The following is a 14,223-nucleotide window of genomic DNA, read 5'->3' on the forward strand; positions in this document are numbered from 1 at the left end:
ACGATAACCACCAATTTATTTTAAATTTTTTATGATTTAAGCGTAGGAACCTCTATTTCTCTACCACACTTAAAATGTCCCTCGGGGCAAGATTTTTTACCGTGCAATCCGCAGGGTCTGCATTTTAATTCAGTTTTCGTCTCTATAATCTTGGCGTCGGGTTGTGTTGGACCAAACCCAAACTGTGGAATGGTAGAGCAAAAAAAGGCAGTCACTTTACTTTGTGTAGCGCTGGCCAAGTGGAGTGGAGCAGAATCATTTACATAATTCATGCGCGCTTTGGTCATTAAGGCAGCCGATTCGAGCAAGTTTAATTTGCCACAAAGGTTTTCAATGTTCTTGTGTTGGGTCTGGGAAATTAAATTGTCGCCTAATAATTTATCCCCAGGCGCACCCATAATGTATATTTTTTGATCGGGGTGCTTTGCAATTAATTCCAGCCATTTTTCAAAAGGAAGCTGCTTTGTGAACCATACGGAGGCTGGAAATAGGCAGATAAATTCCTTTTCATCTGCATAGGTCCGTACTTTATTGAGCTCCTTTTCACCAATGACCAAATGCGGCGGTTCGGCGGTAGGTTGGGTCCCAAGCCAGGGAGTTAAAAGCATTGCATTTCTGGAAATTTCGTGCGTGCCGTCGCCTATTTGATGGTCTATTTTAAAATCGAAGAACAAAGCCCAGGGATTTTTCCGAAATCCAACCTTCTTTTTGGCACCAGAAAGGGTGGTTAAAAGACCCATGGTTCCGAAGCGCTGCACACAAAATATCCAATCGAATTTTGCTTTTCTAATTGTTGGGATAAGGCCAAAAAGCGACTTGTACTTTTTCGCCTTATCCCATATCCAAACTTTCTTAATGTTGGGGTGATTTTTAAATAGTCCTTCATTTCCCTTGCGTACCAGCAGGTGAAGTTCCACATCCTTTCGGTTTCTTAAAACCGTTTGCACCAGTGAACTGGCTAGGATGGCATCCCCAATAAAGGCCGTTTGAACAATTAGAATTTTATCCATTATACGGCAACGTCAAAATCTCTTAAGGCATTGTTTAAAGAGGTCTTTAAATCGGTAGACTCTTTTCTTTTTCCAATGATAAGGGCACATGGGACGTTGTAGGTACCAGCGGGAAACGACTTGCTAATAGACCCAGGAATAACCACAGATCGTGGTGGTACCTCTCCACGATAAATTACTTCTTTATCGCCAGAAACATCGATTATTTTAGTGCTTTTAGTTAGCACAACATTTGCGCCTAAAACGGCCTCTTTTCCAACTTTAACTCCCTCTACTACTATACAGCGAGAACCGATAAAGGCGCCATCTTCGATAATTACGGGGGCAGCTTGTAGGGGTTCTAAAACTCCTCCAATACCAACGCCACCTGATAAATGCACATTTTTGCCAATCTGAGCACAAGATCCTACCGTAGCCCAGGTATCCACCATGGTTCCTCCATCTACATAGGCTCCAATGTTTACGTATGATGGCATCATTACTACACCCTTTGCAACGTAGGATCCGTGTCTTGCAATGGCATGAGGCACAACGCGAACACCTTTTTCTTGGTATCCTCGCTTTAGAGGAATTTTATCGTGAAATTCGAAACAACCTACTTCAATGGTCTCCATTTTCTTGATTGGGAAATAAAGAACTACAGCCTTTTTAACCCATTCGTTTACTTTCCATCCATTATCGGTAGGTTCTGCTACGCGAATTTTACCGTTATCTAAATCCGAAATTACTTGCTCAATTGCCTCTTGAGTCTCTTTTTTCTCCAATAAGCTACGATCTTCCCACGCCGCCTCAATGATGTTTTGCATTTCTTTCGTCTTTTGGGGCACAATATTACAGGCATAATGGATACTTTTGCAAGTTGTGTCGAGAATTCTAGCCATAGATTATGGAGCCAAGCGTTGTGGTTTGGCCGAAACAGACGATTTGCAAATTGTTGCAAGCCGTTTGGGAATGGTGCCTGCAGAAGAGTTAATGGACTTTTTAAAAGGCTATATCCAAAAGCATAAATGCGAAACCATTGTTTTTGGAGAACCCTTTAGAGCCAGTGGGGAGCATTCGGATATTTGGACGGAAATTGAAGCTTTTGCTAAAAAAGTAAAAGAACGTTTTCCAGATATTAATATTGCTTTTGTAGACGAGCGTTTTAGCTCGAAAATGGCAATGGAAAGTCTTATACAGGCTGGAGTGAAGAAGAGCAAAAGAAGAGAAAAGGGAATGCTAGACGCACAAAGCGCTACCATTATTCTTCAAGATTATTTAAACCATAGATATTAAATAGGAGTCTATATTAATATGATACTACCAATTGTCGCCTACGGGCATCCCGTATTAAAAAAAGAGGCAGAAGAAATAGATCAAGATTACCCCAACCTTAAGGAGTTAATAGCCAATATGTTCGAAACCATGTACGCCGCAAATGGTGTGGGATTGGCTGCTCCGCAAATTGGATTGGGTATTCGTTTGTTTATTGTAGATGCAAGTCCCTTTGCCGAAGACCCCGAGGAGGGTGATGACCCTGCCGAGATTGAATTGCTTAAGAACTTTAAAAAGGTTTTTATTAACCCCATAATTGAGGAGGAATCTGGAAAAGAATGGCCTTTTGCTGAAGGTTGTTTATCTATCCCGGACATTAGAGAAGAGGTAAAAAGAAAACCGGAAGTGGTAATCTCATACTACGACGAAAACTGGGAGCTTAAGGAAGAAACCTATTCTGGATTTGCTGCGCGTGTTATTCAACACGAATACGACCATGTAGAGGGAATATTATTTACAGATCGCATCCACCCTCTAAAAAGAAACATGCTTAGGGGGAAATTAGACGATATCGCAAAAGGTAAAATCGATGTTCACTATAAAATGAAGTTTTTCACAAAAAAGAAAGGAAGATGAGAATAGTTGGATTTTTATGTGTTCTTGTATTAGCGGTTTCTTGCACAAGTGTTGAGCCTAAGGCTTCGGATGCTTATTCTGAGGAGCAAATTGTGGATAGCTTAAAGGCTGGACATGCCAAGTTGGAACAAGATTTACCTCCGGCCCAAATTATTAGCCAGTCTAAAAGTCAGGTGAAGTTTGCTGAGCTTCTGCTAGAGAAAAATCCCAACACGGTTAAACTAGAAAAGTGGTTGTTCGAAGGGGGGAAAGCTGGAAGAACGGCTGGTGAGTTCGAAAAGGCTATTAAGTTGTTCGATGCTTATCTTGAAAGGTATCCCAAAGGCGAGAAGTCAGCAGAAATAATATTTCTTAAAGGGTTTATTTACGACGAGGATTTGAAGAATAAAGAAAAGGCTCGCGAAAATTATCAGCGTCTTTTAGACGAGTTTCCAAAGCACGATTTGGCAGATGATGCAGAAGCACTTATTACCCAGCTGTACATGACTCCTGAAGAGATTTTACAGATGTTGGAGGAAAAATCTCAACAACCAGAATAAGGAATTCTTTTCTAAGATTAATGATACATGGCGGTGTGCAACTTTTTAAGTTCCACCGCCTCTTTTATGTCGTGAACTCTGAGGATACTGGCCCCGTTTTGTAGGGCAATTGTATTTCCGAACGTGGTGGCGTTTAAGGCCTCTTCGGGGTTGATTTCCAGTGTTTTATAGAACATGCTCTTTCTCGAAATTCCCGCCAGAATTGGGAGCTCAAACTCTTTAAACCAGACAAGGTTTTTTAGTAGTTCTAAGCTTTGGCTTGGCGTTTTAGAAAATCCAAATCCCGGATCTATTATTAAGTCTATAACCCCTTGCTTTTTTAAGAAATTCACCTTCGCAGATAATTCATAAATCGTTTCCTGTAGTACGTTTTTGTATTCCGATTTGGTGATCATGTTTTGGGGTGTTCCACGCATATGCATGGCAATATATGGAGCGAAATATTCTACAGCCAGGGGAGCAAGAAGTTCATCACTTCCATCAATACCTATGTTATTGATAAGGTCCGAACCCAAATCTAAACAAGCTTTTTGCGGAAGCTTTCGGTAACTGTCTACTGAAATAATTAATTCGGGAAATCTATTTCTCAGCGCCGATACCGCAGCAGTTAGAATTTTCGTTTCAGTTTCCTCCGGCATTTCTGAGGCTCCAGGTCGACTACTTTGAGCGCCCAAATCCAGCATATCCATTCCTTCTAGCAACATAGTTTCCACACGAGAAAGTAATTCGCTTTCGTTTACTCTAGAGCCCGAGTAAAAGGAGTCTGCATTGATATTTAAAATACCCATTACTACAGGTTCAGAGAAATTGTGAATTTGTCCCTTGATATTTAGGCTGAAACTTGGGTTTGATGGCTGACTCAAAATGCTATTTTTGGGTGAATTTATGAAAAGCGACAAGACTCTAAATCAATATAGAAGCGCCGCAGGTTTGTGCAGTGATCTTTTCCACAAAAAAATGAAAGATTACGGAACAGCATGGCGCATTTTAAGGCCCAGTTCTCTTACCGATCAGTTGTTTATTAAAGCGCAGCGAATTAGAACCATACAAGAAGCGAGTACGCAAAAAATTGCAGAAGGCGAGCAAGACGAGTTTATCGGCTTGGTAAACTATTCGGTTTTGGCATTAATACAGATGGAACTCGGTGAGGATGCCCCACTTGAAATGGATTTTGATACCGTTTCTGATTTGTACAAAGGGCAGTTGAAAAAAGCCGAGGATCTAATGATTCAAAAAAACCACGATTATGGCGAGGCGTGGAGGGATATGCGCGTAAGTTCCCTTACCGATTTAATTCTCCAAAAGTTATTACGTGTTAAACAAATAGAAGACAATAAAGGTAAAACCCTAGTTTCGGAGGGTATTGATGCCAACTATTTAGATATTATCAATTACAGCTTATTCTCACTAATCCACCTAAACGAAGAAAATTAATTATGAGACCACTTGTCTTAATTGCTAGAATTCTTGTTGGATCCCTGTTTATTGTGTCGGGATTAATTAAAGCGAACGATACCCTTGGGTTTTCCTACAAACTGGTAGAGTATTTCGAGCCAGGGGTGTTAAACCTAGAGTTTTTAATTCCTCTTGCACTGCCATTAGCCTTCCTAATTTGTTTAGTAGAAATAGTTCTAGGTGCATTAGTGCTGTTTGGATATAGGATGAAATTAAGTGCCTGGCTTTTGTTGGGTATGATTGTGTTTTTCACCTTCCTAACCTTTTACTCAGCCTACTTTAACAAGGTAACTGATTGCGGTTGCTTTGGAGATGCCATTAAGTTAACACCGTGGGAGTCTTTCTACAAGGATGTAGTTCTATTGGTTTTCATTCTCATAATTTTCATCGCAAGAAATAAAGTAGAGGAAAATTCAGTTGTTCAGGATAAAATTATCCTCCCAATTTCACTAGTGCTTATCGTTCTGTTTAGTCTGGGAATGTTAGGATGGAGCTTCCCGTGGATATTTACCATTATTCTGTTTGCGGGGTATGTAGCGGCTAAATACGGACTTAAACTGCAGTCGGACATTCCAGCAATTGCATGGGTGAAAATTGTTACCATAGCCTTTGCTGCCCATACACTTTATTATTTGCCAATAAAGGATTTTAGACCCTATGCGGTGGGTAAAAGTATTCCTGAGGGAATGAAAAGTGCAGAAGAGCTTGGCCTAGAAGCCCCGGAATATGCTACCGATTACAAACTGAAGAAAAAGGGTGGAAGCGAAGAGCAAACGGTAAGGTCTGATGTGTACATGCAAAACAAAATGTGGGAATCATGGGATTTTGTAGAAGCTGTTGGGCAACCGTATAAGGTTAAGGATGGTTACGAGCCACCTATTCACGATTTTGGAATTATGAGTGTGGATGGGGAGGACGTTACTCAAAAGTTACTCTCGGAATCAAATCCTAGCTTTTTCGTGATATTTTACGATATCAATAAAGCCGATGAAAGCGCATCGGAAGACCTAAACGCATTGGTGGCAGAAGCAAAGACTAAGGGGGTTAAGGTATATGCACTATCAGCTTCTCCAATCGATGAAATTTCGGAGTATAAGTTTCGTAACAAAAGCTATTTGGAGTTTTACCAAGCCGATGCCATTGTTTTAAAAACCATTATTCGTTCTAATCCTGGGCTTATGCTCATGAAAAATGGCGTGATACAGGGTAAATGGCCTGCTACGGATTTACCGACCTTGACAGAAGCCCTTGCGGAATTAAAATAATGCGCTCTTGCTGGGATTTGTCCTAAAAAAGTTTCTTTATGGCAGCTCGCTCCTTTTTGGGGTGTTAAGCTTGGTATTTTTGCTTTTCGCAGTTAATCCAGTAGATCCTGCGCGCATGTTGGGTGGGCAATTTACCGATGAGGCTACCTTGACTAGTATTCGCGCTAAATATGGCTTGGATAAATCCCTTAGCGAACAGTATTTAAACTACCTAGAGCGCTTATCACCCATAGGATTTTCCGAAGGGTTGGAAATAAAGGCTCCAGATTTAGGATTGAGTTATAGAAGCGGGCGCCCGGTATGGGATATTTTAGCCGAAACGATTCCAAATTCTTTTATTCTCGCCCTTTTTTCAATTGGATTGGCCATGATTTTGGGTGTGCTTTTGGGGGCATTTGCCGCCTTTAAAAAAGGAGAGGGGTGGGATAAGTTTATCATTGCCATATCGGCCTTGGGAATGGCCGGACCTTCATTTTTTGTGGGAATGCTAATATCCTGGTTATTCGGTTTTAAATGGTCAGAATCTTTTAGCTTACCTATTGTTCCCATTCTGCTTTTGGTGCTATATGTTTTTATATATCCCAAATTAAAAAGAGCACCCAGGGGAAAGTGGGTAAATGTTGTTTTCCTTGGCATACTAGCAGCCTCGTTTTGGCTTCCGGGCATTGAAATGGGCGGGACTGGTTTAGATATGACCGGGTCCTTGTACGAAATAGATCCATTTAAAGGCAGGGTGTTAAATCTAAAGAGTTTGATTTTGCCAACCTTGACCTTGGGAATTAGACCTTTGTCGGTAATTGTCCAACTCACAAGGAATTCGCTCCTCGATGTGCTGAGTAGCGATTATATTCGCACCGCAAAAGCGAAGGGGCTTTCGGATACCAAGATTTTTATTCATCATGCATTAGCTCCAGCTTTAAATCCTGTTATTACGGCCGCCTCGGGGTGGTTTGCAGGCATGCTGGCTGGTGCAGTTTTTGTAGAGTTTATATTTGGTTGGAGAGGTTTGGGGCTGGAGTTATTCGAAGCGCTCCAAAACGAAGACCAACCGGTAGTAATGGGTGCAGTATTATTTTTTGCAGCCGTTTTTGTAATTATTAATATTCTGGTAGACATCAGTTATGCCTACCTAGATCCAAGAATTAGATTAAATAAATCATGAGAAAGATTGTAGCAGGGAATTGGAAAATGAACATGAACTATCACGAGGCAGCCAAGCTTCTTGATGAGATTATTATTTCTAGATCTTCAAAACCCGATGATGTCCAGTTGATTATTGCTCCACCAGCAATTTACCTGTCAGAATTTTCTAGTGCCTTGCGCGATTTAGAGAACATCTCCCTTGCTGCACAAAATGTATATCACAGTGATAACGGTGCATACACCGGTGAGATTTCTACCAGTATGCTTTCCTCCCTCGGAATTAATTACTGCATCGTAGGTCACTCTGAGAGACGAACGCTTTTTAAGGAGACCGATACCGATGTAAACCTAAAGGTTAAGAGTCTCCTCAAAGACGGTATTCAGCCGATTATTTGCATAGGTGAATTATTACACGAACGAGAGAATGAAACGCATTTTCAGGTAATAGAAAAACAAATTCTCGCTGCTCTTGAGGGCCTCTCAGAAGCGGAAAGTGCTAAGGTGCTCTGGGCCTATGAGCCAGTTTGGGCAATTGGTACTGGAAAAACTGCCAGTGCAGAGCAGGCTCAAGAAATGCATGCTTTTATTAGAAAGATTCTTTCAGAGAATGGCTTTAATACACAAACACCAATTCTATATGGTGGATCCTGCAAACCCGGAAATGCCAAAGAAATTTTTGGTGGTAAGGATGTAAACGGTGGATTAATTGGGGGAGCATCCCTAAAAGCAAACGATTTTCTTCAAATAGCAAATTCCTTTTAAATGGAATATACCAGCTGGAACATTAGCATTTCTCCGCTAGAGCAAAAGGAGCTTCTTTATCCGATTTTGGCGGAATTAGGATTCGATTCTTTTGAAGAAACCTCTGAAGGTCTTAAGGCTTTTATTCCCACCGATGATTACAAAAATGATTTGGTGGAAGAGGTTAAATCCCACGCTTGGCTTGCTAGTTCGAAAGTTGAAATAACAGTAGAACAACACGAGCATCAAAACTGGAACGAAGTTTGGGAGTCTAACTTCCAGCCCATACAAATTGAGGATAGGCTATTGATACGCGCTCCTTTTCACCCAGAGAACACAAGGGTGAAGATGGATTTACTTATCGCCCCTCAAATGTCTTTTGGAACGGGTCACCACGAAACTACCTATCTAATGTGTAACATGTTGCTCGATTACCCAGTGACGGATAAATCGGTGTTAGACATGGGGTCTGGTACAGGAATTTTAGCCATCCTGTGCGAAAAGCTAGGTGCCAAAAAAACGCTTGGTATAGAAATTGAAGAAATGGCGGTACAAAATGCAATGGATAATGCTGCGTTAAATAACTGTAGTAAAACTGCTTTTTTACACGGCGATGCCAATGGGATACCGCAAGAGAAATACGAATTAATACTCGCGAATATAAACCGTAACATTTTGCTTCAGGATATGGATAAATATGCTGCAGCCCTTAAGCAGGGAGGAGATCTGTTTCTCTCTGGTTTCTACAATTCGGATGTGGAAATATTGGTGACCAAAGCAAATGAACTCGGTTTAACGCGCATTAATAAAACCCTTAAGAATGACTGGTGCCTTTTACAGTTACAGAAGTAACATTATTGCCTTATTACTTTTTACCTTTTTAGGTATACAAGGAATTGAGGCGCAATATTTAAGAGAAGTTCCGCGCTCCAAAAAGGAGTATTGGGCAGCCGTGGAATCGGCAATAAAAGATGCAAACCCAGATTATTATAAAGAGGTAATAGAGGAGGAGTTTTTACCTTTTTGGGAGGCTCCTGGTTTAAGCGCGAGTGTCGAGGAGTTCATATACGATGCTTCGGAAAAAATGGTGAAAAAGCGTTTTCCAATCACCCCACATTTTACGCATCTTTTAATATCAACTATGCGCCTAAAGAATGGTGCTGGAGGTGGAGGTAATTTCGAAGCCTTTACCAATTCCGTTCTAGAATTGGCTGATGGAAGATCTAAAAACAAATTATCCGACTACCTAGAAACCACCTTTTTATTAACCGAACAAAGGGTAATCTACCAATCTAACGCAGTAAAATGGTCGGTAGGAAATGCAGATTATGAATTATTTGCCGATACCTTGCACGGTATTAAGTTTAGCAACAATCGACTGGTTTGTACGCAAAAGGCCGACTCTATGCAGTTGGAAGAAGTGGAGGGGATTTTGTCACCAACACAGGGTGTGTTCTACGGAGAAAAGGCCAAAGTTACTTGGGAACGCGTAGGGTTAGATCCTAGCACCAACTACGCCGACCTTAAAGGTTTTGAAATTAAATTGAGGTCTTCTTTTTACGATGCCGACAATGCTACCCTGGTAAGCGAGTATTTTCCCCAGAGCTTAACCGGAAAATTTACTGATAAGGTGGTGGCCATCAAAGATCCTTCTGATGCCAAATATCCAGCTTTTGTGAGTAACGAGAAATCGGTGGAAATAAAGGACATCCTCCCAGATGTTGACTACCGTGGAGGATTTGCACTGAAAGGAGCCAATTTTAGCGGCTTGGGAGACCCATTAAATCGCTGTCAACTTAGATTTAAGCAAAACGGAAAGGTATTTGTTGAAGCTAATTCCATTGGGTTTTACATTTCTCCAGATCGTCTTAGTAGCTCATTAGCAGAAGTAAAAGTGATTTTGGGTAGCGATTCCATTTATCATTCTGGAGCTATTTTTAAGTACGATAGAGAGAAAGAATTGCTGGAGATTTTAAGGGGAGATGAAGGTATTTCCTACTCTCCATTTTTCTCCTCCTATCACCAACTTGATATCTATGTAGATCGTATTGCATGGAATAGAGGTAACGACTATGTGGAGTTTGGTCAGTTGAAATCTTCTGCAGCTACCCGAGCTACTTTCGAATCTTCTAACTTTTTCGATCCCAAGCGTTTTCAGGCTTTGCAAATGCCTGGTCAGCCATCGCCATTAATACAGTTGCGGGGGTATAGCAATAAAATGCATAAGCTAACTTTTAGGCTCGATGATTTTGCGGCCTATGTTCGATACCCAATTGTGGATGCTAAGGTGCTGATAATTAGCCTGGCAAATAAGGGTTTCCTGTATTACGATATCGATACAGAAATGATTACGCTGAAGGATAAAATGTTCGACTTTATCCTAGCCAATGGGGGAAAGGTAGATTACGATGTGCTTTTGATGGATTCCTATACTGGATCTACCGATATTCCAAATGGGAAGTTAGATTTAAACAACTACAACTTAGATCTTTTTGGGGTTAAAAAGGTGGCTTTATCCGATACGCAGTCCGTATCCATCTACCTAGATAAGAGGTCGGAGTACCTGCGTGTTAAGAAGAATAGAGACCTTGAATTTGACGGGGTTTTAAAAGCGGGGAACTTCGATTTATATGGAGATTCCTTCCAATTTAATTACGAAAAATTTCAGGTGGAAATTCCCAAAGCCGATTCTGCCCTCATGTATCTTCAAACATACAGTCAGGATGGTAGAATGCGCTTTACGCCTATCCGTACACCTATCTACAACATTACAGGTACTTTATTCATAGATAACCCGCTAAACAAGTCTGGGTTAAATGCAGATAAGGCGCAGTATCCTGTTTTAGAGACTACCGAAGATGCATTTACCTATTACGAAAAACCGTCGGTACAGGGTGGTGCATATAAAAAAGATGAATTCTACTTTAAGATAAATCCAATCACCCTAGATTCACTGGATAACTTCTCTAAATCGGCCTTTAGAATGCCGGGAACCCTGGTTTCGGCTGGAATATTCCCAGATATAAACGACTCCCTTATTGTAATGGAGGATTATTCTTTAGGATTTAAGTACAAAGCTCCTGAGGGTGGGCTGCCCATGTATGGAAACGTGGCAAAGTTCGATAACAACATTACGCTTAGCGACGAAGGATTGCAAGGGGATGGAATGGTTGAATACGTAACCTCCAAGTCTTATAGTAAACGCTTTAATTTCCTTCCAGATTCAACCTATGCCTTGGCTCAAAAAATAGAGAACGTTAAGCAAAAAGCATCGCCAGATGTTCCAGATTTTAATGGACAAGATTTCGGTTTTACCCTTTTCGCTGGAGATAAAGAGAGCAAGTTAGTGGCTAAGACGATAAAAACGCCATTGAACATGTTCGCCAATCAGGCGCAGCAAGTAGGAGACTTAACCTTGAGACCAGCTGGATTAGAGGGTTCGGGGTCGCTGTCTATGTTTAAAGGAAAGGTGATCTCTGATCGTTTTACCTATAACAACGCAAATGCCTTTGCGGATACCGCAGATTTTGAGTTGAAATCTATAGATGAGAAGGTGTTGGCTATAGAAACACAAAATGTGCAGGCCCATATAGACTTTACCTATAAAGTGGGGAATTTCACGGCCAATGATATCAATGAATCAAAGGTTACTTTCCCAAAGAACCAGTATGTGGCCTTTATGGATAATTACAAGTGGTTAATAGAGGATGAAAAAATTGAAATGTCATCAACCCGACAAAGCGCGGCAGAAGACTCAACTTCGTTGGCATCTAAGTTGGTATCCATACATCCAGATAAAGACAGCTTACAATTTGTAGCACCATTGGCGGTTTATGATATAAAGGAAAATGTAATCCGTGCAGAAAAGGTAGAAAAGATTACCGTGGCGGATGCCTTTATAGAGCCAGATGGCGGTAAGGTAAATATCCTGGCAAATGCCGAAATGGAAACCTTGCAAAATGCAACCATTACGGCAGATTATATCAATCAATTCCACACCATTTTCGAAGCTTCGGTTGATGTAGTTTCAAGGAAGAAATATCTAGGTAGAGGAAAATACGATTACGAAGATGAGTTTGGTAAAAAACAAGTAATCGAATTTGAGGATATCAGCATAGATACAGGTGGACATACCTTTGCTGTGGGGACTATACCCGAAGAGCAAGATTTTAAGCTAAACAGCTATTTCGACTACAAGGGGAATGTAATGCTCATGGCACTGCAAAAAGGATTGAACTTTAGTGGTTCTACCAGGCTGCAAACCAATTGTGATCGTATTACCAGAAACTGGCTAGTTTTTAAAGGACAGGTAGATCCTAAGAACGCATTGATCCCGATAACGGGTGAAATGAAAAATGATGCTGGTGAAAAACTGGCAGCAGGGATTGTTTTAAATAACGATCAAAACCAGATTTACCCCACCTTTATTTCCAGAAAAATAAATCCTACTGATGCCGAAATAACCAAAGGCGCGGGTTACTTATGGTACGATGACGCCTCTAGTTCTTATATGATAGGATCTAAATCGAGAAACGAAGGAGGTAAAGAGGGGAATGTAATTGCCTTAAATACGAAGACTTGTAACATTTCTTCGCAAGGAGAATTCGATTTTGGAATACCATTGGGGCAAGTTAAGCTAGCTGGATTGGGTGAAACCAAATACACCTATTCTAGTGGGAAAACAGAACTAAAAGGCTTGGTAACGGTTGACTTTTTCTTCGATAAGAAAATGTTGGGCATTATCAACAACCAAATTAAGGAGTTTCCATTTTTACAGCCTATGAACATTGCTACCAGCAATTATGTTGAAGCAGCTAAGGCATGGGTAGGAGGAAAGGATGCAGAGCAACTTGAGAAATCCTTAAATGAAAAGGGTATGCTGGATAAAATTCCAGAAAGCATGCAGAAGAGTTATGTTTTGGCCGACTTAAATTTTGTTTGGGATACGGCACAAGTTTCTTGGGTAACCAATTCTCCAATTGGTATAGCGAGTATAGATGATGTTCCTGTTTTTGCAAAGATGCGTGGGAAGATGCAAGTAATGAAGAGCAAAAGAGGGAATGAGCTCAATCTTTATTATGAGTTAGATCCGCAGCAGTGGTACTACTACAGGTACAAATTCGATGAAAAGCCACGCATGCAAACCTATTCTCCGAACGAGGAGTATATGGGGCGTTTGAATGAGTTAAAGGATAAAGACAAGGAGCTGAGTGTTAAAAAGGGTGAGCCAGAGTATTTATTTGAGATGGCAACCAGAACCAGTAAATCGGCGTTTTTAGAAAGATTTGAATAGAAAAAGTAATAATCAATCGGCAATGGCGGGAGTAAAGGAGCAAGAATACAGCGAAGTAGATGTGTTGCTCGAAGAACAAAAAGAGCACCAATTGATCTTATTTAATGATGATGTCAACACTTTTGATCATGTAATAGACTGTTTGGTGGATGTGTGTAAGCATGATCCCATACAGGCTGAACAATGTGCGTATATAGTGCATTACCGAGGTAAATGTGTGGTGAAAGAAGGAGAATTGGAGGAGATGGTACAGATGTGTACCAGCCTATTAAATCGCGATTTGAGCGCCGAAGTAAATTAAGAGCAAAGTGTAGGAGGATTAAAGAAAAAGTCTATCTTTGCACCCCGAAAAGGCTCTGTAGCATAACTGGATAGTGCACCTGACTACGGATCAGGAGGTTCGGGGTTCGAATCCCTGCAGAGTCACGATAAAAGCCACAACGAAAGTTGTGGCTTTTTGTTTTTCAGAATTTACCATCAAAAGCTTGCTTTTGTAAGGGAAATTCTGAAAAACAAAAACAGCAGCAAAATCCCTTTTGCGGCTTTTATCGAGTACGCCTCCCATTAAGGATGATTTGCTATGCAAATCAATCCCCATTTTCCTCTGGAGCCGAAGGTTTAAGCTTGCTTTTGTAAGGGGAATTCTGAAAAACAAAAACAGCAGCAAAATCCCTTTTGCGGCTTTTATCGAGTACGCCTCCCATTAAGGATGATTTGCTATGCAAATCAATCCGATCTGCATGCCAGAACTACTCCAGCCAAACTCCAACGGACGCCCCATTGGATTTGCAATCCAACCTCAGATGTGACGGGCTATTCTTCTATTTTAATTAGCCAAATTGCATTGGTGACACCGTAGGTAAGCACTTGGGCAGCGCTTCATTTCT

Annotated in this window: 13 protein-coding genes and 1 tRNA gene; 11 read left to right on the forward strand and 3 right to left on the reverse strand. The window is 40.9% G+C overall.

Features of this window, described 5'->3' with window-relative positions; genetic code table 11:
- Positions 1-29: 29 nt before the first annotated feature.
- Both FRX97_RS10170 and FRX97_RS10175 read right to left on the reverse strand, forming a co-directional pair.
- Positions 30-1,010, reverse strand: coding sequence for a glycosyltransferase family 9 protein (locus FRX97_RS10170; RefSeq protein ID WP_147015107.1), 981 nt, complete (start codon positions 1,008-1,010; stop codon positions 30-32).
- Entirely contained in the window at positions 1,010-1,816 is an 807-nt protein-coding gene (locus tag FRX97_RS10175; RefSeq protein ID WP_223266612.1) for a 2,3,4,5-tetrahydropyridine-2,6-dicarboxylate N-succinyltransferase, read from the reverse strand. Before FRX97_RS10175 ends, FRX97_RS10170 begins: the two co-directional genes overlap by 1 nt.
- 55 nt (positions 1,817-1,871) lie before the next feature.
- On the opposite strand from FRX97_RS10175, the gene ruvX reads away from it, so the two are divergent.
- From ruvX to FRX97_RS10190, 3 genes are read left to right on the forward strand one after another with little or no spacing between them, the layout of a single operon-like run.
- Entirely contained in the window at positions 1,872-2,285 is a 414-nt protein-coding gene (gene ruvX / locus FRX97_RS10180; RefSeq protein WP_147015109.1) for a Holliday junction resolvase RuvX, read from the forward strand.
- An 18-nt stretch (positions 2,286-2,303) separates the two neighbouring features.
- Positions 2,304-2,900, forward strand: coding sequence for a peptide deformylase (def, locus tag FRX97_RS10185; protein ID WP_147015110.1), 597 nt, complete (start codon positions 2,304-2,306; stop codon positions 2,898-2,900).
- Complete coding sequence (locus FRX97_RS10190) at positions 2,897-3,439, forward strand: tetratricopeptide repeat protein (protein ID WP_147015111.1); 543 nt, start codon at positions 2,897-2,899, stop codon at positions 3,437-3,439. Before def ends, FRX97_RS10190 begins: the two co-directional genes overlap by 4 nt.
- A gap of 17 nt (positions 3,440-3,456) precedes the next feature.
- On the opposite strand, the gene folP is transcribed toward FRX97_RS10190, so the two are convergent.
- The gene (folP, locus tag FRX97_RS10195; RefSeq protein ID WP_223266613.1) at positions 3,457-4,302 is read right to left on the reverse strand and encodes a dihydropteroate synthase; all 846 of its coding nucleotides are present in this window, start codon (positions 4,300-4,302) and stop codon (positions 3,457-3,459) included.
- A 22-nt stretch (positions 4,303-4,324) separates the two neighbouring features.
- Here folP and FRX97_RS10200 point away from each other — a divergent pair, with 22 nt between their 5' ends.
- The 8 genes from FRX97_RS10200 to FRX97_RS10235 all read left to right on the forward strand — a co-directional run bounded on the left by FRX97_RS10200 (position 4,325) and on the right by FRX97_RS10235 (position 13,762).
- Positions 4,325-4,873: a DUF1599 domain-containing protein gene (locus FRX97_RS10200; RefSeq protein WP_147015112.1), complete on the forward strand. Its 549-nt coding sequence runs from the start codon at positions 4,325-4,327 to the stop codon at positions 4,871-4,873.
- 2 nt (positions 4,874-4,875) lie between these two features.
- Positions 4,876-6,159, forward strand: coding sequence for a DoxX family protein (locus FRX97_RS10205; RefSeq protein WP_147015113.1), 1,284 nt, complete (start codon positions 4,876-4,878; stop codon positions 6,157-6,159).
- A gap of 7 nt (positions 6,160-6,166) precedes the next feature.
- A complete protein-coding gene (locus tag FRX97_RS10210) occupies positions 6,167-7,321 on the forward strand; it encodes an ABC transporter permease (RefSeq protein ID WP_223266614.1) in 1,155 nt (384 codons plus the stop codon).
- A complete protein-coding gene (gene tpiA, locus FRX97_RS10215; protein WP_147015114.1) occupies positions 7,318-8,064 on the forward strand; it encodes a triose-phosphate isomerase in 747 nt (248 codons plus the stop codon). The genes FRX97_RS10210 and tpiA overlap by 4 nt, the downstream gene beginning before the upstream one ends.
- Positions 8,065-8,895 carry a 50S ribosomal protein L11 methyltransferase gene (prmA, locus tag FRX97_RS10220; protein ID WP_147015115.1) on the forward strand — a complete coding sequence of 277 codons (831 nt, stop codon included), beginning with the start codon at positions 8,065-8,067 and terminating at the stop codon, positions 8,893-8,895.
- Complete coding sequence (locus FRX97_RS10225; RefSeq protein WP_147015116.1) at positions 8,864-13,336, forward strand: hypothetical protein; 4,473 nt, start codon at positions 8,864-8,866, stop codon at positions 13,334-13,336. The genes prmA and FRX97_RS10225 overlap by 32 nt, the downstream gene beginning before the upstream one ends.
- A 22-nt stretch (positions 13,337-13,358) precedes the next feature.
- The gene (locus FRX97_RS10230) at positions 13,359-13,637 is read left to right on the forward strand and encodes an ATP-dependent Clp protease adaptor ClpS (protein ID WP_147015117.1); all 279 of its coding nucleotides are present in this window, start codon (positions 13,359-13,361) and stop codon (positions 13,635-13,637) included.
- 51 nt (positions 13,638-13,688) lie between these two features.
- Positions 13,689-13,762, forward strand: a tRNA-Arg gene (locus FRX97_RS10235).
- Positions 13,763-14,223 lie beyond the last annotated feature (461 nt).

This window comes from Luteibaculum oceani (assembly GCF_007995015.1).
GTDB classification, from domain to species: Bacteria; Bacteroidota; Bacteroidia; order Flavobacteriales_D; family Luteibaculaceae; genus Luteibaculum; species Luteibaculum oceani.

What these genes read in the sequence shown, in the direction of transcription:
- FRX97_RS10170 (WP_147015107.1), bottom strand. Translation starts at nt 1,010, where the DNA reads ATGGATAAAATTCTAATTGTTCAAACGGCCTTTATTGGGGATGCCATC.
- FRX97_RS10175 (WP_223266612.1), bottom strand. Translation starts at nt 1,816, where the DNA reads ATGCAAAACATCATTGAGGCGGCGTGGGAAGATCGTAGCTTATTGGAG.
- def (WP_147015110.1), top strand. Translation starts at nt 2,304, where the DNA reads ATGATACTACCAATTGTCGCCTACGGGCATCCCGTATTAAAAAAAGAG.
- FRX97_RS10190 (WP_147015111.1), top strand. Translation starts at nt 2,897, where the DNA reads ATGAGAATAGTTGGATTTTTATGTGTTCTTGTATTAGCGGTTTCTTGC.
- FRX97_RS10200 (WP_147015112.1), top strand. Translation starts at nt 4,325, where the DNA reads ATGAAAAGCGACAAGACTCTAAATCAATATAGAAGCGCCGCAGGTTTG.
- FRX97_RS10205 (WP_147015113.1), top strand. Translation starts at nt 4,876, where the DNA reads ATGAGACCACTTGTCTTAATTGCTAGAATTCTTGTTGGATCCCTGTTT.
- tpiA (WP_147015114.1), top strand. Translation starts at nt 7,318, where the DNA reads ATGAGAAAGATTGTAGCAGGGAATTGGAAAATGAACATGAACTATCAC.
- prmA (WP_147015115.1), top strand. Translation starts at nt 8,065, where the DNA reads ATGGAATATACCAGCTGGAACATTAGCATTTCTCCGCTAGAGCAAAAG.
- FRX97_RS10225 (WP_147015116.1), top strand. Translation starts at nt 8,864, where the DNA reads ATGACTGGTGCCTTTTACAGTTACAGAAGTAACATTATTGCCTTATTA.
- FRX97_RS10230 (WP_147015117.1), top strand. Translation starts at nt 13,359, where the DNA reads ATGGCGGGAGTAAAGGAGCAAGAATACAGCGAAGTAGATGTGTTGCTC.